This window comes from Streptomyces sp. NPDC059255 (assembly GCF_042752355.1).
Taxonomy (GTDB): Bacteria; Actinomycetota; Actinomycetes; order Streptomycetales; family Streptomycetaceae; genus Streptomyces.
Genome location: NZ_JBHYZP010000008.1, coordinates 191,892 through 209,547, shown reverse-complemented (window position 1 = coordinate 209,547; position 17,656 = coordinate 191,892). Strand labels below are relative to the sequence as shown.

The window sequence follows — 17,656 nt, the reverse complement described above, 5'->3', positions numbered from 1 at the left end:
CGGGCGTGGTGGGGGGTCGGGGGGCGGCGGGCGCCCCCGGGCCGCGGGCCGCCCGGCCCCCCCCGGCCCGGGCGCGGCCCCCGCGAGAAGACCCAGGACACGGCCGCCACCAGCGCGGCGGCCAGCGCCACGACCCCCGCCAGGGTCACCTGGAGCAGCAGCGCCCCGCAGGCGGCCCCGGCGAACATGGCGAGCACGGAGCCGACCCGGCGATGCGGCCTGGCGCCGGTCCCGGCCCCGAGCACGCTCTCCGCGGTGAGCGCCGTGAGGGTCTGGGTGAGCACCGTCGTGGTCAGGTCCCGGGCCCCCAGCAGCCGTACCGTCGCGTTCTGCAGCCCGCAGCAGAGCCCGAGCAGCGCGACGACCGCCAGCAGTTGCCGGCCCTCGGCGCGCAGCGCCCCCGTACCGAGCAGCAGCGCCGTCAGCGCGAGACCGGCCGCCTGCCCGGCGAAGGCACCGCCGAGCCAGAGCCGCGGCCGGTCGCCGAGGAGCCTGTTCAGCTGACCGCCGAGAAACGCCCCGAGCACGAAGGCCGTCATCGCCACGATCGGCGCCACGACCGGCAGTTGGTCGCTCCGTACGACGGAGAAACCCAGGAAGACCACATTGCCGGTCATGTTGGCGACGAAGACATGGCCGAGCCGCAGAAAGCTCACCGCGTCCACCAGGCCGGTCGCGAACGTCATGACCAGCAGCGCCCCGACGGCCCACCGGCGCCCCACGGGAAGTTCCTCGGTCACCGGGACCCACCTGCTCTCTGCCGTGCCCGTGCTCTTGCGTGACGTCCCGCGCAGCGCGCCACGGACCTAACCAAGCAGGTCACGGTCCTGATAAGAAGAACCCGAGCGGGCATGGTCCCCACGCCCCGACGCAGCGAAGGAGAGTTCCGTGCCGCAGCAGCCCGGACGCACCGAAGATCCGCGTGACTCCTCCGTACCTCCGGTGGTACGGAACTGGGCGGGCAACATCACCTTCCGGGCGGCGCGTCTGCACACCCCCGCGTCGGTGGAGCGGTTGCGGGAGATCGTCGCGGGCTCCGACGCGGTACGGGCGCTCGGCAGCGGCCACTCGTTCAACACGATCGCCGACACGCACGGCGACCTGGTCTCGGTGGCCGGACTGCCGGCGACCGTGGAGGTCGACACGGCGGCGCACACGGTCACGGTCGGCGCGGGGATGCGGTTCGCCGAGTTCACCGGCGCCGTCCACGCCGCCGGCCTCGCCCTGCACAACCTCGGCTCGCTCCCGCACATCTCCGTCGCGGGCGCCTGCTCCACCGGTACCCACGGCTCGGGGGCCGGCAACGGCACCCTGGCCTCCGCCGTACAGGCGCTGGAGATCGTCACCGCCGACGGTGAACTGCTCCGGCTCGCCCGCGGGGACGCGGACTTCCCCGGCGCCGTGATCGCCCTGGGCGCCCTCGGCGTGGTCACCCGGATGACACTCGGCCTCGTACCGGCCTACGAGATCCGGCAGCGGGTGTACGACGGGCTGGCGTACGCGCGGCTGCGCGAACACTTCGACGAGATCCTGACCGCCGCCTACAGCGTGAGCGTCTTCACCGACTGGCGCCCCGACGGCGCGGCGCAGCTGTGGCTGAAGCAGCGGACCGACAGCGCTGTTGGCGCCGCCGGCCCCGTCCCCGGCGACGGTCCCGCGCCGGACACCTGGCTCGGCGCGGTCGCCGCGGACGGCCCCCGCCACCCGGTGCCCGGCATGGACGCGTCCACCTGCACCGAACAGGCCGGTGTCCCGGGGCCGTGGCACGAGCGGCTGCCCCACTTCCGTGCCGGCTACGTCCCGAGCAGCGGCGACGAACTCCAGAGCGAGTACTTCGTGGCCAGGGAGGACGGTCCCGCCGCGTTCGACGCGCTGGCCCGCATCGGGGAGCGGATCGCGTCCGTCCTCCAGATCGGCGAGATACGGACCGTCGCCGCCGACGACCTGTGGCTCAGCCCGGCGTACGGACGGGACACGGTGGCCTTCCACTTCACCTGGGTCCCGGACACCGACGCGGTGACGCCGGTGCTGGCCGCGATCGAGGAGGCCCTGGCGCCGTTCGCCACCCGGCCGCACTGGGGCAAGCTCTTCGTGATGGGGCCCGAGCACGTCCGCGGGCTGTACGAGCACTACGCGGACTTCGAGGCGCTGGCGGCGAGGCTCGATCCGCGGGGCGTGTTCCGCAACGAGCTGCTCGACCGCTACTTTCCTGGTGGAAAGTGACGTAAATCACCGATTCGATGGTGTGTCAGAAGATTTGTCATAGAAACTTAACCTGCGCCACAGACAAGGCTCAGTCGAGGTTCCTAGCCTCACCGCCATGTCCCGTCATCGTCTCGCCCCCTCCGCCCGCGGCTCCCTGCCGCGCCGGGCCGCCTTCCCGGCGGCCGCCGCCGCGGTCGTCTGCCTGACCGTGTGGACGGCGACGGGCTTCCCGTCGCCGGTCCGCGGCGACTCCGACGCGGTTCCGCGGTCGGGCGGCCTCACCCGGTCCGCCACCGCCGCCCTGGAGTCGCCGTCGGCCGCGTCCTCGGCCGCGTCGTCCCGCGCCGCCGCGTCCTCGCGGACGGTCGACCCCGACCAGATCCTGACGCGGCGGCTCGCCGCCCTGCCGAAGCCCGCCAAGGTATCCGTCTCGGTCGCGCTCATCGATCTCAAGGACGGCCGTGAGGCCGACTACGGCGTCGGAGTGGGGAAGGCCACGGCGACGTACGACACGGCGAGCATCGTGAAGGTCAACATCCTGGTGGCGCTCCTGCTCCAGGCGCAGGACGAGCACCGCGCGCTCACCACGGCGGAGAAGTCCCGCGCCACCAAGATGATCAAGGTGAGCGACAACGAGTCCGCGGACGCGCTGTGGCGCACGATAGGCAAGGGCGACGGTCTGGACGCGGCGAACCGGCGCCTCGGCATGACCGGCACCACCGCGGGCAGCGGGCCGCTGTGGGGGCTGACCCAGTCGACCGCGGCCGACCAGATCGCCCTGCTGTCGGCGGTCTTCGGCGACGACGCCACCTCCCCCCTGACCGCCGCCTCCCGTACGTACGTACGGAGCCTGATGGGCGGGATAGAACCCGGCCAGGACTGGGGCGTCTCGGCGGCGGGCACCGTCACCGGGCTGAAGAACGGCTGGCTCTCGCGGAGCGCGACCGGCCTGTGGGACGTGAACAGCATCGGCCGGATCGTGGTGGACGGGCACAGCTATCTGCTCGCCGTGCTCTCCCGGGGCAGCGTCAGCATGGAGGCGGGGATCTCCCTGGTGGAGAAGGCCGCCACCACCGCGGTCTCGGCCTCCCGGGAGTGGACGTGAGCCCGCTCATGGCCTCCCGGGAACGGGCGTAGCGCAGCGGCTCACGGCTTTCCGGCGGTGGCCACCACCAGGACACAGCGCGGGCTGCCGTCGGGCCGCGTCCCCAGCTCCGGCAGGGGCAGCAGACCGGTCGTGAAGCCGGCCCCGGCCAGGTCGTCCAGCACATCGGACAGCCGGAAGGTGCGGTAGTACATCACGAACGACGGGTGCCGGAGCAGATTGCGCAGCCGCATCGCCCCGTCGAACCCCCACATCGCCCAGTACGCCGCCGAGCCGACCCGGGGCGGCGCGGGCACCGGGAAGACGAACCTGCCGCCCGGCCGCAGCGCCGCGTACGCCTGGGCGAAGAGCGCGGGCCGCTCGCCGGGCAGGAAGTGGCCGAACGCCCCGAAGCTCACCGCCAGGTCGAAGGCGTCCCGGAACGGCAGGGCGCGAGCGTCGGCCCGTACCCAGTCCACAGCCGGGGAGCCGGACCGGCCCGGCTCCCCGGCGGGGTCCGGAAGGCCGGGCAGGGCCGCGCGCGCCGCGGCGAGCATCCCGGCGCTGAAGTCGACGCCGGTGGCCCGCTCCGTGCAGAGCCGCCGCAGCACCGCCACCCCCGCGCCGGTCCCGCAGCAGATGTCGAGTCCGGTGCGGAAGGGGCCGAGCGGCGCGGCCGCACGGACCACCGCGTCCAGCAGCGGCTCGGGCGTCCGGAACGGCGTCCGGTCGAACTTCGGCGCCAGCAGGTCGTAGCCGTGCTCGACGGACGACAGCGCCTGCACGGCGAGTTCGCGAAGGGTCGGGCCCTCAGGGGTGAACATCACCGCTCACCCTATCCACCGCGCGGCGCGCGCCCTCACGGGGCACTCGTCAGCCCCGCGCGGGCGGCGGCGATCCGGCGCACCGCCTCCCGCAGCCGGTCGGGCGGCTGGGTGAACGGGAGCCGCAGCCACCGCTCAAGACCGTCCTGCACCCCGAAGCGCGCTCCGGGCGTGAGCAGCACGCCGTGCTGCCGCGCGGCGCCGGCCAGCCGCGAACCGGTCGGCTCCGGCAGCCGGCACCAGAGGTTCACGCCCCCCTCCGGCGTACGGAAGGACCAGTCGGGGCACTCGGCACGCACCGCCCCGGCCAGCGCGTCCCGCTGCGCGCGCAGCGCACGGCGGCGCGGTCCCGGACACGGCACGGGGTCGGTGAGCAGCCCGGCGAGCCAGAGCTGTTCGAACAGCGGCGAGCCCAGGTCCAGCGAGGCCCGGATGGCACCGAGCCGGCCGATCAGCTCCTCGGAGGCCCTGATCCAGCCGATCCGCAGCCCGCCCCAGTGGGTCTTGGCGGGCGAGCCCACCGTGATCGTCCAGCGCGGCGCGAACGCGGCCAGCGGCGGCGGCGCGCCTCCGGTCCGGCACCCGTCGCCGTCGCCGGCTCCGCCCCCGTACCCGATTCCGCCCGGGATCCCGTTCCCGCCGTCCGCGCCGCCCAGATCCAGCTCCACCGCCGACTCGTCGACGACCGTGTGGGTCCGGGTGGCGGCCAGTACGGCGCCCAGTCGCTCGCGGTCCTCGGCGGCCATCCGCCGCCCGGTGGGGTTGTGGAAGTCGACCATCAGATACGCCAGCCGGGGCGAGGTCTGGCGGAGCGTCGCCGCGATCCCGTCGATGTCCCAGCCGGACGCGGCGAACGGATCGACCGGTACGGGCACCAGATGGCCCCGCGCGGCCGTCACCGCGTCGAAGGCGTGCGGATAACCGGGCTGCTCGACCAGGACCCGGTCGCCGGGCCCCGCCAGCAGCCGCAGCGCCAGGGCGAAACCGTGGTGCGCCCCATTGGTGATCATGATCTCGGACGGCGCGGTGGGCAGCCCCCGCGCCGTGTAACGGGCGGCGAGCCGCTCGCGCAGCGGCATGATGCCCAGATCGTCGTACGTCTCGTCGTGCAGCGCCTCCCGCAGGGCCCGCTGAGCCGCCTCGAAGGCCGGCAGCAGACCGTCCGCGGCGCCGGGGGAGGCCCGCGTGAGATCGATCAGCTCGGCCCCGTCCGGCAGCCCGGTGCCCGGGTGGCGTACTCCGGGCGGAGCCGCCGTCCAGGACCCGGAACCCTGCCGGGACGCGACCAGACCCGCGTCCCGCAGCCGCTCCAGCGCGGCGCCGATCATGGTCCTGCTGACCCCGAGCGCACCGGCCAGCTCCCGCTCGGAGGGCAGCCGCGTTCCCGGCGGCAGCCTGCCGTCCCGGACACGGGTGGCGAGGGCGTCGGCCAGGTCGTGGCCGCCGCTGCGCGGACCGCCCCGGTGCCACTGCCCGAGCAGGGATGCCAGCCGGGCGGCGGAGATACGGCCGGTGGCATGGCTGCTGAGAGGCGGCAATCCATTCATCGGGCCACTGTAATGAGATTGGTCATGCAGTGGTATGTGGAATCCGGCCAATCAGACTTCTCTCAGGAAAATGGACTGATGTCCGGTTGTCCGGACGCGGGACGACGCGGACGCGGGACGACGGGGGAACGCCACGACGCGGAAACGGCACACGGTGAACGGCGCGCGCGGAACGCCGGATCCGGTGGTGCTCACGGCCGGAGCCCCGGGACCCGGTGCAGGCGCCGCGCCAGGAGCGCCAGCTGGAGCCGCAGCCGCCCGTACGGGTCGCGCACCGGCCAGCCGAGCCACTGCTCCGCCTGTGCCAGCCGGTCCTGGAGCGTCGAGTGGTGCACGGTCAGCTCCGTCGCCGCCGCGCGCAGGCTCGGCGCGAACGCGACCGTGTGCAGCGTGAGCGCCGCCCAGGGCGCCGCGGCCACCGCGCGCTCCAGCGCCCGCACGTCGGGCACCGGCTCGGCCCCGGCGCCGACCGCGTCCGCCAGCAGCACCAGGGAGCCCAGATCGTCCGCGTACACCGTCCTCGGTCCGGGGTCCCGCTCGTCGCCCTCCGCTGTGAACCGCAGCGCGACGCGCGCGGCGGCCCAGGACGCCGGGAGGCCGAGCACCGGCACGGCGGGACCGATCCCGGCCCGCCGTTCCCCGGCCACGGCCGGGCGGCGCGTCCCGGACGGCCGTGGCGCACCGGAGGCCCGGCACGCCCCGGACGGCCGGGGCTCCGGTCCGGGCACCGCCTCGACGGCGGGCGGCGCCCCGGCCGCCGCCACCGCACGGGCCAGGGCCGTGTTCCCCAGCCCGAGGCGACCGGCCGCCCGCCGCCGCGCGTGTACCGGGGCGGACGCGTCCAGCAGTACCTCCACCGAGGCCGGATCGTCGCCGGGCCCCTGGACCGGGGCCCGGCCCCGGGTCCGGTCGAGAACCACCCGCGCGGCGGCCGTGAGCCGTTCCACCACCATCGCGTGGACCCCGCCGGGGCCGGGCGGCCCGGCCAGCTCCAGCCACACCGCGGGAACGCCGCCCGGCTCCAGCGGCGCCGACATCCAGTGGGGACCGGGCGGAGCGCCACCGTCCAGGCGTACGCCGTCGGCGCCGACCCGGATCCGTACCCCCCGCTCCTCGTCCACCAGCCGGGCCGGGCAGCCGGAGAGCACCGCGGCGCCGCGCACCAGCGCCTCCAGGCCGGCCCGGCCCTCGACCAGCCGGTCGAAGTACGCGATCACGTGGAGCGCCGCCCCGGCGTCGGGGTCGAGCGCGGCGAGTCTGCCCGCGAGCTCCTTCACGCCCTCATCCTGCGGTGCCGGACGCCCGCGGCCAAACACGGGTGCGGGCGTCCGCCGTTCCCTCTCCCGGTGGCCGGGTTCAGTTCTCCAGCAGCCGGGTCAGCCAGCGGAGCTGGGCGGCCCTGGCGTCCTGGGCGAGCGCGGTCTGCGGCGCCATTCCCTCGAAACCGTGGAAACCGCCGGGCCATACGTGGAGTTCGGCCCGGCCGCCCGCCTGCCACAGCCGGGAGGCGTACGCGACGTCCTCGTCCCGGAAGGTCTCGGCGGAGCCGACATCGATGAACGCGGGCGGCAGTCCGGACAGATCCGTGGCCCGCGCCGGAGCGGCGTACGGGGAGACGTCCGGGCCGCCGCGCGCCTCGCCCAGCAGGGCGGTCCAGCCGGTGTGGTTCGCGGCCCGGTCCCACACACCGAGTCCCGCCATCTGGAAACTCGACGGGGTGTCGTTGCGGTCGTCGATCATCGGGCACATGAGCATCTGCCCGGCGAGCGTGGGACCGCCCCGGTCGCGGGCGAGCAGGGCGACGGCGGCGGCCAGTCCACCCCCCGCGCTGCCGCCCTCGACAATGATCCTGGCGGGGTCGATGCCCAGCTCGGCGGCGTGCTCCGCCGTCCAGAGCAGCCCCGCGTACGCGTCCTCCACCGGTGCCGGATGCGGATGCTCGGGGGCGAGCCGGTACTCCACCGACACCACGACCAGGCCGAGTTCGAGCGCCCAGTCGAGGGCGCCCTCCAGGCCGGTCCTGCGGTCGCCGAGGATCATGCCGCCGCCGTGGATGTGGTAGAGCGCGGGCAGCCGGGTGGCCGCCCCGGCCGGACCGGTCCCGGTGGGCCGGCAGATGAGGAGGGAGATGTCCGGCTCACCGGGCGGCCCCGGCACCGTACGCTCCTCGAACGCGATGGCGCCGTCCCGGCTCAGCTCCTCGTCGGACGGCCCCCGGCCCAGGGTGCTCCGGATGGCCGGGATGTCCGTGAACTCCAGCGCGCTGCCCATCTCGGCGGTGATGATCTCCAGCGCCGCCGCCAGCTCCGCGTCGAACGGCGGGGGCGGCGGAACCGGGCGGTCGGAACCGGTGGGGTGCGGCGGGGTGGCGGTCATCGGCTCTCCCTTGTCCGTGGTCACGTCCCCGTGACCGGTGGTGGCCATCCTGCCGCCGGGGCGACGGCCACCGGGAGTGTCGGGACGGCGGGGATCACCCGCCGGTCGGCGGGTTCCGGACCCCGCCCCCTGTGACCGTCCCCGCTGGTGGGCCGGTCCTGTCCGCGCCGGCCGGGCTCACCGCGTGGGCCCGCCACGTGGGCCGGCCCTTCCGCGCCGGCCGGCCGTCAGCGGGCCGCCCACCGTCCGGCCGGCCGTCGGCGATCCCCGCCGTCCGGCCGGCCGCCGGTCACTCGCCGCGGGCCGCGATGCGCGCCGGGGAGAACTCCACCGGCAGGGACTTCGGCACCCGGGTCCACGGGGACGGGTGCCAGGCCACCTCCTCGGCGGGGATCGCGAGCTTCATGTCGGGCAGCAGATGCAGCACGGTGTTGACGGCGGTACGGGCGATCAGCCGCGCGGGCACCTGCGCGGGACAGACATGCGGTCCCGCCGAGAAGGCGAGATGGGCACGGTTGCCCGGCTCGCTCACGCCGTCGTCGGGACGGATCACCGGATCGTCGTTGGCGGCGGCGATCCCCAGGATCAGCGCGTCACCGCGCCGGATGAGCCGGCCCCCCAGCTCCGTGTCGGCGAGTGCGTAGCGGGCGGGCTGGTTGTTCATCGGCGGGTCGCGCCACAGCGCCTCGTCCAGCGCGTCGTCCACCCCGAGCCGTCCGCCGTGCATCCGGGCGGCGAAGCGCGGATCGGTGAGCAGCAGCCGCAGCGCCAGCGAGGTCCAGGCGTTGACGCCCTCCGTACCGGCGGAGATCATCACCGCCATCGACTGCAGCCGTTCCTCGTCGTTGCGGAGGTTCGGGTGGTTGATGAACGACGTGGTCAGATCGTCCGCCGGGTTGCTGTGCCGCTGGCGCAGCGCGTCGCCGAGGATCTCCTCGAAGTGCCGGTTGCCGTCCTGGGAGTCGTCCGCGCTGCCGAACACGGCGACCAGCGAGCCCAGCAGCCGCTGGCCCTCGTCGCTGTTCAGCCCGAAGAGCGACGCGATGGAGAGCATCGGCACGATCGTCGCGTAATCGGTCACCAGGTCCGCCAGGCCGCGCTGGGAGAACCCCGCGATCAGCTCCGTGCACACCGACTCGACCTGGCGGCGCGCCCGGCGCTGGTCGATCCGGGCCACTCCCTCGTCGAGGGGCTGGCGCAGCCTGCGGTGTTCCGCGCCGTCGGCGCCGAGGACATTGGCGCGCCAGCCCATCATCGGGAGCAGCCTCGACCGCGGGGACACCACCCCGTCGTTGAGGTCGCGCCAGTTCCTGGCGTCACGGGAGTAGATCTGCTCCTGCCGGGTGATGGTCAGCAGCTCCCGGTAGCCGAGGACCAGCCAGGCGTGCACACCGGGCGCCAGTTCGACCCTGGCGACATTGCCCCACCGGGCGCGCAGCGCGCGGTAGGCCTCCCGGGGGTCGGGCGCGCCCGTCGCCGCGAGGAGCGGCAGTGGCTCGTCCGCACCGATCAGGGAGGCGACGGAGGCCCCGGCCGCGCCGGGCACTCCGGTCCCGTCCGGCGCACCCGGCGCGAGGTGTGCCGGGCACTCCGGCGGAGCCGGGAGCGGGGTGAACGCGGGGGGGCGGGTCATGAGGCGGCCTCCTCGGTGGACTCGGCGCCGAAGTGCGCGGCGTTGGACACGTACTCGACCAGGCTGATCAGGGCGTCCACCGACGGCATGCGCTCCCGCGCGTCGCACATCACCACGGGGGTGTCCGGCAGCAGGTCGAGCGCGCCGCGCAGCTCCGTCGTCCCGTGCACCTCGCTGTCGGGGAACTGGTTGATGGCGACCGCGAACGGCAGCCCGCGCAGCTCCAGTTGTTCGAGGACGTCGAAACTGTCCTCCAGCCTCCGGGTGTCGACGATGACGAGGACGCCGAGCGCGCCCTCCGCGAGTCCGTCCCAGAGGTCCCAGAACCGGCGCTGTCCCGGGGTGCCGAACAGATAGAGCACCAGCCGGGAGTTGAGGGTGATCCGGCCGAAGTCCATGGCGACCGTGGTGGTCGTCTTCGTGCTCATCCCCGCCAGATCGTCCACCCCGATGCTCGCCTCGGTCATCACCTCCTCCGTGCGCAGTGGTGCGATCTCGCTGACCGAGCCCACCAGTGTCGTCTTCCCGACGCCGAAGGCGCCCACCACCAGGATCTTGACGGCCTGCTGGATCGTGTCGGGTAAATAGCGGTCAGCGGAGCCGACGGAGACCATCCAGTACCTCCTGAAGGAGTTGGGAATCGGGGAGAACGGCCTGGGGGACGCCGGAGCGTGCGGAGAGGTGACCGTCGTCGATGAGGTCGGACGCGAGCACCTTCACCAGGCTCACCGGCAGTTCGAGATGGGCGGCGGCCTCCACGAGGGAGAGCAGCCGCTCACACATCCGCACCAGGGCGCGCTCCTCCCGGGTCGCGGAGACGGGCAGGTCGCGCGGGGCGTCGGTGGCGATGAGGAGACTCTCGACACCGACGGTGTTACGGCTGGGCCTGCAGCGGCCCTTGGTGATCACATACGGGCGGAGGGCGCTCGCCGCATACTCGCCGTACTCGCCGTCCGGGCCACTCACCGCACGGATTCCTGCCGGGGCGGACTGCTCAGGTTCCCCGCGCCCATCCGCAGCACCTGCGCCTGCATCTGGCGGGCGACGAGCTTCGGGTCCACCACCGGTCCCGTCACCACCGCGAGATGGGCACCTCTGGCGCTGCGCATGAACAGATACCCCCCGTTGAACTCGACCATCTGCTGGTGGACCGCCCCGCCGTCCTCGCCGAACTCCCGGCCGAGGCTGCGGGCGAGGGACTGGAGCCCCGAACAGTTGGCGGCGAGCCGGTCGGCGGAGTCCCGGTCCATCCCCTCGGAGCTGGCCAGCAGCAGCCCGTCGGCGCTGAAGACGATGGCGTCGCGCACCCCCGGCACGGCGGCCACCTCGGCGATCATCCAGCCGCGTTGCTCCGGGTTCTCCGTGTAACTCATGCTCACGTCAGTCCTTCCGGTGAATCGGGTGGGGTGGGGTACGCAGGGCCCCGCTGGCCCTGGTGGGGTACGGAGTGGCCCTGATGCGGTACGAGGTCGGACGGTGTTACGGACCGGCCCCCCTCGATGAACTGCTCCATCCAGTCGCCCGCCTGCTCGGGTGTGCCGGGCGGGGTGGCCGCGACCGGGCCCGACTCGACCGGCGCGTACTCGTCCCGCCGCGAACGCCGCTGCGGCAGCCGCTGCACGAGGGCGGCACGCTCCGGCGCGGGCCGGCGGACGGGCTCCTGGACGTACGGTGTCACGCCGTCGGCCATCGCCTCGGCCACCGCCGGTACGGGCGGGGGCGGTTCGGCGCCCCGCGCCGGAGCGGCGAGCGGCGCGTCGGCGGGCACGGGCGCCCCGGTCGGCGCGGGCGCCCCGTACCCGGCGCGTTCCTCCCGTACCGACGGAGCCTGCTCCGCCGCGGCCAGGACGGCCTCGGGCGCGGACTCCTCCGCCGTGGACACCCTGGACCTCCTGCGGACGAGCGGGACCGCGGCCGTACCGGCGGGGGGAAGGGTCTGCAGCACCTCCCGGGGGACCAGTACCACCGCGCGGACCCCGCCGTAGGGGGAGGGCCCGAGGTCGACGTGGAAGCCGTGCCGGTCGGCGAAGCGGCCCACGACCGCGAAACCGGTCTGCGGGATCTCGCCGATCTCGCCGACGCCGAGGAGCCGCCGGCCGGAGACGACCTCGCGCGCGTCGGCCAGCCGGTACTCGTCCATGCCGAGACCGCCGTCGTCCACCTCGACCACCGCGCCGCGCTGCACCGTCCGCACGGTCACCGGCACCGCCGTCCGCGGCGGCGAGTACTCCGTGGCGTTGGCGAGCAGCTCCGCCAGCAGGTGGATCAGCGGCTCGACGATCGACGGGGTGACCCCGAGGTCCGGGTCACCGGTCACCTGCACCCGCTGGTACGCGACGATCCGGCCGGAGGCGGCGCGCACCACGTCCACCATCGCCAGCGGCTTCTGCCACTGCTGTCCCGGCCATTCGCCGCACAGCACCTTGAGGCTCTGCGCGTGCCGGGCCTGCTGGGTCGCCGCGTGGTCCACCCGCATGGTGGTCTCCAGCAGATCGGCGTCGCCGGGGAAGCGGTCCGCGAGGCTGGTGACGGCGGCCTGGATCCGGTGCGCCGAGGTCTGCACCCGGCTCGCCAGCTCCACCAGGGCCAGCCGCTGCGACTCCTCGCGGTGCTGGACGGAACGGGTCACCGAGGAGAGCAGCAGATCGAATCCGTCGCCCACTGCGAGCCCGAGCTGTTCGCCGCCGTGCAGCGGCGCGGGAATCTCCGAACGGGTGAGGGCCGCGGGCAGCCTCTGGTTGACGAGGTGCTCGACCTCCTCCCTGATCAGCTCCGCCTGGTGCTCGGAGCGCTGCTGGGCATGGGTGCGCCAGCCGGTCTCACGGCGTACGGCCTCCGCCTCCCGCTCCCGGGCCTCGTCCTGGAACCGGGAGGCGTCGTACTCGGCGCGGTGGTGCCGTCCGCGCAGCACCGCCAGGGCGCCGAGCAGCAGCGCGGCGACCGAGCCGTACGCCACGGCCGCTCCGGCGCTCATCCGCGCGAGCGGCACCAGCGGTATGGCGAAGGCCGCCAGCGCGACCACGAGGGTGGCCGGCCAGAGCCACGGTGAGCTGCCCCGGGGCAGCGGAGGGGGCGCGGGGGAACGTGCCATGGAAAACCTTCGAGTTCGCTGAGAAAAGTGGTCCGGCCGAGGTCACCCGGCAGTCGTCACGGGAGGCGGAGGTGGCGCGTGGCCGGTATGAACGGGCGCGCGCCCAGGGGGCGGCGGACGTCGTCGGCCTCACCGAGGTCATGCCAGTTGATCATGAGATGAACTACCTCTTCACCAGACGTTGTTGGGGATCGTATCCCCGGCGGACCGGTTCTGAAGTAACTTAACGAATACGGAGGGTCACGAAAATAAATCGACCGTTACCGACGGATGCCGACAGAAAACGACTGGCGCTGACTGGCACCGATCGGCGCTGACTGGCACCGACTACCGCTGACCGGTACCGACAGCCGCCGGGGCGAACATGCATGGCCGGTTCGGCCATGTGGGTGTGCTCAGCGCTTCATACGCTCGATCAGCCGCATCTTGTTCGTCACGTCGAGGGCCGCGACTTTGTACGACTCCGCGAGCGTCGGGTAGTTGAACACCGCGTCCACGAGATAGTCGACGGTGCCGCCGCACCCCATCACGGCCTGGCCGATGTGGATCAGCTCGGTGGCGCCGGAGCCGAAGCAGTGGACTCCGAGGAGCCGGCGGTCCTCGGGGGACACCAGCAGCTTCAGCATGCCGTGCGCGTCGCCGACTATCTGGCCGCGGGCCAGCTCGCGGTAGCGCGCGACGCCTACCTCGAACGGCACGCGCTCCTCGGTCAGCTGGTCCTCGGTGCGGCCGATGAAGCTGATCTCGGGGATCGTGTAGATGCCGATCGGCTGGAGGTGGTGCATCGGGTTCACGGGCTCTTCGCACGCGTGGTACGCGGCTGCCCTGCCCTGCTCCATCGAGGTCGCGGCGAGGGCCGGGAAGCCGATGACGTCACCGACCGCGTAGATGTGCGGAACGCTCGTACGGTAGTGCTCGTCCACCGGTATCCGGCCCCGCCGGTCGGCGGCGAGCCCCGCCTTGCCGAGATCCAGCGCCTCGGTGAGCCCCTGCCGTCCCGCGGAGTACATCACCGCGTCGGCGGCGATCTTCTTGCCGCTCTCCAGCAGCGTGAGCGTGCCCTCGTCGTGCCGTTCGACCGCCGCCACCGTCTCCCCGAAGCGGAAGGTCACCGCGAGGTCGCGCAGCCGGTACTTGAGCGCCTCGACCACCTCGGCGTCGCAGAAGTCCAGCATGCCGGCGCGCTGTTCGACCACGGTGATCTTGCTGCCGAGCGCGGCGAACATCGACGCGTACTCCATGCCGATGACCCCGGCGCCCACGATCACCATGGACCGGGGCACCTCCGCCATGCTGAGGACGCTGTCGGAGTCCATGACCGTACGGTCGTCGAACTCGACGCTCGCGGGGCGGGCCGGACGCGTACCGGTGGCGATCACCAGATGATCCGCCGTCAGCAGCCGCTCCTGGCCCGCCTCGTTCCGTACGGCGACCGTGTGCTCGTCGATGAACCGTCCGGTGCCGGAGACCAGCGTGACCTGGTTCCTGGCGAGCTGACTGCGGACGACGTCCACTTCGAGGCCGACGACATGCTGGGTGCGCGCGGTCAGATCGGCGACGGTGATCTCGTCCTTGAGCCGGTAGCTCTGCCCGTAGAGGTCCCGCTGCGTCAGCCCGCTGAGGTAGAGCACCGCCTCGCGCAGGGTCTTGGACGGCACCGTCCCGGTGTGCAGGGACACCCCGCCGATCATGTGGGGCCGGTCCACGACGGCGACCCGGCGGCCGAGCTTCGCGGCGGCGATGGCGGCCTTCTGGCCACCCGGACCTGATCCGATGACGAGCATGTCGAAGTCACGCACGGGAGGAGTCTGTCAGCCGGTGACGTATCCCGGAAGGGCGTGCCCGCGCCGGCCGGCGGCCGCGGTCCGCGTCAGAAGCCGTGGTCCGCGTCGGAGGCCGCGGTCCGCGTCGGGCCTCCCGGGCCGCCCGTCTCACGCCACGACGGTGAACAGCCCCCCGTCCGGGTCGCGCAGCGTGGCCTCGTCGCCCGAGGCGCAGACGGCCGGGGGAGCGACGACGCCGCCCCCGGCCGCCGCCGCGGCCGACGCGGCGGCGGGCACGTCAGCCACCCGGAAGTAGACGTGCCAGCGGGGCCGGATCTGCGGGTCGGGGGCGCTCTCGACGGCCCCGCCGCGCAGCGCGGCGACCGTGTGCGTCCCGTCGCGCACCAGGACCTGGTCGTTCTCGTAGTGCACCTCGCAGCTCCGCCCCTCGTCGGAGCCCCAGGTGAGGACCTGGGCGTAGAAGATGGCCGCGGCGAAGGCGTCCCGGGTGTGCAGCTCCAGCCGCGCGGGCCCGCCGCCCCGCCCCACGGACCAGCCCAGGACGGTCCTGCCCTCCCAGAAGCCGAACACGGCGCCGTCCGGGTCGGCGGCGAGGGTGGCGCGGCCCGTGCTCATGGCGAGGGGCCCCACGGCGACGGTCGCGCCCCGCTCCCGGATACGCGCGGCGGTCGCGTCCGCGTCGTCCACGGCGAAGTACGGGGTCCAGGCGACCGCGGCCTGCAGACTGGGGGCCAGCGCCCCGATCCCCCCGACGGCCCGGCCGCCCGACAGCGCCACGGAGAACGCGTCACCCAGCTCGGTGGGGCGGAACGTCCAGCCCAGGACCGTGCCGTAGAACTCCTGGGCCGCCGGGAGGTCGCGGGCCATCAGGCTCACCCAGCAGGGGGCCCCGGGTACGGCATGTGGTGACGCCGGCATGGCTCTGGTCCACTCCCTTCCGGCGGGTCCGCGGGAGCGGCGCTCGGCACTCCCGTAGCCATGCTTCACCCGGGCGCGGCGCCGCGCATGTCGGCGCCTCAGGGGCGGGCGCGGTGGACGCGCAGGAAGTCGACCCGGTACGACATGGCCGACGTGCCCGGGTCGGGCGCCGGGTGGTGGTGGCCGGCGCTGACCGACAGATTCACGATCAGCGAGGCGGACCAGTCCCGGCCGACGCCCCTGCCGTCCGCGAAGGCCCGGATCCCGTTGACCCACCAGACCACGGTTCCCGCCCGGAACTCGACCTTCAGGTGCACCCACGCGCCGGGCCGGACCGAGGGGTGGGCATAGGCGGTCCCGCCGCCCCTGACGTGGTTCGACAGCTCCAGCAGACCCGGGTTGTCCGGGTGGTACTCGAAGACGTCGATCTCGTTCCCGCCGTCCCGCCAGGTCCAGATCGCGGGCCACGCGCCCCTTTCGGCGGGCAGCCTCACCCGGGTCTCCAGGACGTCGCCGGTGCGCAGCATGAAGCCGTCCGGGCTGCCCTCCGTGGTGAGCAGCCCCGCGTCCCAGTTGCCGTCGGGGCGGCGGGTCGCCCGGAAGACACCGGTGCGGCTGTACTCCGGATCGGTGACGAGATGGTCCAGCTTGTTGTCGTCCGGATTGGTCGGGCCACCGCCCGGATACGCCCAGGACCGGCCGGCGACCCACTGCCGCGTGGAGGAGAAGTCGGCGGTGAAGCAGGGGGGTCCGCCCGGCCCCGGCGGACCACCGGGAGCCGGTACGGTCGGGCGGGGCCAGGGACCGAGCCGGCCGGACAGCCACTCCAGAAGTGCGGAACCGCGGTGCCCCATGACGTGCCTCTTCTCCGGGCCGGGATACGCGCCGGCGGGACCCGGCGCGCCTGCCGGGCCCGCGACCGCGGTGCCCGCCGGGCCAGGCAATCAGGCGCGGGGCACGAGGAGAACCCGCCACGCGGGCCCGGGCGGCCTTCGGCCCGGAGACTGCCGCCATCGGGTGGGCGACGGTCCCGTCATGCCGAGGTCTGGGCCTGGGGCGGTACGGAGCCCGGTACGGCGGCCTGGACCGCCGGAGGCGCCGTGCGCTGCGCCGCCGCCGGGTCCCCGGCGGCGCCGTTGATCTTCTCGATCGCCTGCCGGGCGTGCTCGCCGGTACGTGCCGTCAGCGACGACACCGTGGAGGCCGGGGCGGCGACGGGCCAGTCCTGCGCGGGCTTCGCGTGACCGGCGGCCCGGGTGCGCAGCCGGTGGCTCGCGGCCTCGTCCAGGCTGACGGGACGTTTCATCTGGGCGGCCAGCCGGCTCGCCTCCTGCCCCAGCGAGGCGACGTCCTCCCACCCCAGCCGAACCACCAGACGGAGTTCGGCCTCCCCGTCGGGCAGCGCGCGGAGGGAGGTGTTGACGGGGTCATTCATGGACAGATCCTCTGGGTCTCGGAACGGAACCCTGGCAGAGAGGGCCGCACCGCGCGGGCACGGGTGCTGCAGAGTGATACGCGCCGCCGCCACGGGGCGTTCACTCCGGTGGCCGATTCCCGCCGTTCGCCCTCCGCGTCACCCAGGCCGGGGGCCGTCCCCGCAGCAGCAGCACGACGGAGGCCACCGCGGCCAGGGCGCACCAGGTGGAGACGTACTCCAGCCGCCACAGCGCCGCGCAGAGGCCCGCGCCGGCCGCCACCGCCACGCCCAGCAGCCGCACCCACCGGTCCCCGCCGAGCAGCAGGGCGCCGACCGTGGCGACCAGATAACCCACGACGAGCGGCGCGGCGTACGGCAGGTCGATCACGTATCCGACGGTGTGGCCCCGGATCTCGGCGGTCACCGTGCGGCGCGTGAGGGCGTACGCGAGGAATCCGGCCGTGCCGAGCCCGACGGCCACCGGGACCGCCAGCCGGCGCCGCGCCCCGGGCGGGGCGGCGAGCAGCACGGCGACCGGCACCCAGACGGCCAGCAGCGGCAGGGCGACGACCGCCCAGGCCAGGGTGGCGGTACCGGAGCCGCCGCCGGCCCGCCACACGGCGGACTCGATGATCTGATGGACCCCCAGGATCAGCGGCAGCGCGGCGAGCGGCAGTTCTCGGGGTGAGCGCGCACGCGCCACACAGGTCACCCCGATCGCGGTGATCGCGGTGCCCGCCACGAGATCGGCCGTCGCGCTCCAGCACATGACGCCTT

17 protein-coding genes are annotated in these 17,656 nt (G+C 74.0%); 2 read left to right on the top strand and 15 right to left on the bottom strand.

From position 1 onward, the window contains the following. Window positions 1–740: YoaK family protein (locus tag ACFXKG_RS13755; RefSeq protein ID WP_384837021.1), on the bottom strand; the 740-nt coding region annotated here is incomplete at its 3' end. A gap of 148 nt (window positions 741–888) precedes the next feature. Here ACFXKG_RS13755 and ACFXKG_RS13750 point away from each other — a divergent pair. Together ACFXKG_RS13750 and ACFXKG_RS13745 are read left to right on the top strand one after the other, a co-directional pair. Continuing rightward, window positions 889–2,223, top strand: coding sequence for a D-arabinono-1,4-lactone oxidase (locus tag ACFXKG_RS13750; protein ID WP_384837018.1), 1,335 nt, complete (start codon window positions 889–891; stop codon window positions 2,221–2,223). A 97-nt stretch (window positions 2,224–2,320) separates the two neighbouring features. After that, on the top strand, window positions 2,321–3,310 hold the full coding sequence (locus tag ACFXKG_RS13745; RefSeq protein ID WP_384837015.1) for a serine hydrolase: 990 nt from the start codon (window positions 2,321–2,323) through the stop codon (window positions 3,308–3,310). Between the two features lie 41 nt (window positions 3,311–3,351). Here the strand turns inward: ACFXKG_RS13745 and ACFXKG_RS13740 are convergent, their stop codons facing one another. From ACFXKG_RS13740 to ACFXKG_RS13675, 14 genes are all read right to left on the bottom strand, one after another. Beyond that, on the bottom strand, window positions 3,352–4,113 hold the full coding sequence (locus ACFXKG_RS13740) for a class I SAM-dependent methyltransferase (protein WP_384837012.1): 762 nt from the start codon (window positions 4,111–4,113) through the stop codon (window positions 3,352–3,354). A gap of 35 nt (window positions 4,114–4,148) precedes the next feature. Continuing rightward, window positions 4,149–5,660, bottom strand: a complete 1,512-nt coding sequence (locus tag ACFXKG_RS13735; RefSeq protein WP_384837009.1) for a PLP-dependent aminotransferase family protein — start codon at window positions 5,658–5,660, stop codon at window positions 4,149–4,151. A gap of 191 nt (window positions 5,661–5,851) precedes the next feature. Then, window positions 5,852–6,937 (bottom strand): helix-turn-helix domain-containing protein, encoded by a 1,086-nt coding sequence (locus ACFXKG_RS13730; RefSeq protein ID WP_384837006.1) that lies wholly within the window; start codon window positions 6,935–6,937, stop codon window positions 5,852–5,854. Between the two features lie 79 nt (window positions 6,938–7,016). Beyond that, the gene (locus tag ACFXKG_RS13725) at window positions 7,017–8,036 is read right to left on the bottom strand and encodes an alpha/beta hydrolase (RefSeq protein WP_384837003.1); all 1,020 of its coding nucleotides are present in this window, start codon (window positions 8,034–8,036) and stop codon (window positions 7,017–7,019) included. A 289-nt stretch (window positions 8,037–8,325) separates the two neighbouring features. Continuing rightward, window positions 8,326–9,528, bottom strand: a complete 1,203-nt coding sequence (locus ACFXKG_RS13720; RefSeq protein ID WP_384837038.1) for a cytochrome P450 — start codon at window positions 9,526–9,528, stop codon at window positions 8,326–8,328. 137 nt (window positions 9,529–9,665) lie between these two features. Next, window positions 9,666–10,283: an ATP/GTP-binding protein gene (locus tag ACFXKG_RS13715; RefSeq protein ID WP_384837000.1), complete on the bottom strand. Its 618-nt coding sequence runs from the start codon at window positions 10,281–10,283 to the stop codon at window positions 9,666–9,668. Beyond that, a complete protein-coding gene (locus tag ACFXKG_RS13710) occupies window positions 10,261–10,635 on the bottom strand; it encodes a DUF742 domain-containing protein (RefSeq protein ID WP_365820337.1) in 375 nt (124 codons plus the stop codon). The genes ACFXKG_RS13715 and ACFXKG_RS13710 overlap by 23 nt, the downstream gene beginning before the upstream one ends. Next, complete coding sequence (locus ACFXKG_RS13705; protein WP_365820339.1) at window positions 10,632–11,042, bottom strand: roadblock/LC7 domain-containing protein; 411 nt, start codon at window positions 11,040–11,042, stop codon at window positions 10,632–10,634. The genes ACFXKG_RS13710 and ACFXKG_RS13705 overlap by 4 nt, the downstream gene beginning before the upstream one ends. A gap of 2 nt (window positions 11,043–11,044) precedes the next feature. Further along, complete coding sequence (locus ACFXKG_RS13700) at window positions 11,045–12,760, bottom strand: ATP-binding protein (RefSeq protein WP_384836996.1); 1,716 nt, start codon at window positions 12,758–12,760, stop codon at window positions 11,045–11,047. Between the two features lie 395 nt (window positions 12,761–13,155). Further along, entirely contained in the window at window positions 13,156–14,544 is a 1,389-nt protein-coding gene (gene sthA / locus ACFXKG_RS13695) for a Si-specific NAD(P)(+) transhydrogenase (RefSeq protein WP_384837035.1), read from the bottom strand. A gap of 147 nt (window positions 14,545–14,691) precedes the next feature. After that, complete coding sequence (locus ACFXKG_RS13690) at window positions 14,692–15,411, bottom strand: VOC family protein (RefSeq protein ID WP_384836993.1); 720 nt, start codon at window positions 15,409–15,411, stop codon at window positions 14,692–14,694. 149 nt (window positions 15,412–15,560) lie between these two features. Beyond that, the gene (locus ACFXKG_RS13685; RefSeq protein WP_384836990.1) at window positions 15,561–16,316 is read right to left on the bottom strand and encodes a beta-glucanase; all 756 of its coding nucleotides are present in this window, start codon (window positions 16,314–16,316) and stop codon (window positions 15,561–15,563) included. A gap of 179 nt (window positions 16,317–16,495) precedes the next feature. Next, the gene (locus ACFXKG_RS13680; RefSeq protein WP_384836987.1) at window positions 16,496–16,897 is read right to left on the bottom strand and encodes a hypothetical protein; all 402 of its coding nucleotides are present in this window, start codon (window positions 16,895–16,897) and stop codon (window positions 16,496–16,498) included. Between the two features lie 100 nt (window positions 16,898–16,997). Further along, window positions 16,998–17,648 (bottom strand): DUF6629 family protein, encoded by a 651-nt coding sequence (locus ACFXKG_RS13675; RefSeq protein WP_384836984.1) that lies wholly within the window; start codon window positions 17,646–17,648, stop codon window positions 16,998–17,000. Window positions 17,649–17,656: the final 8 nt, after the last annotated feature.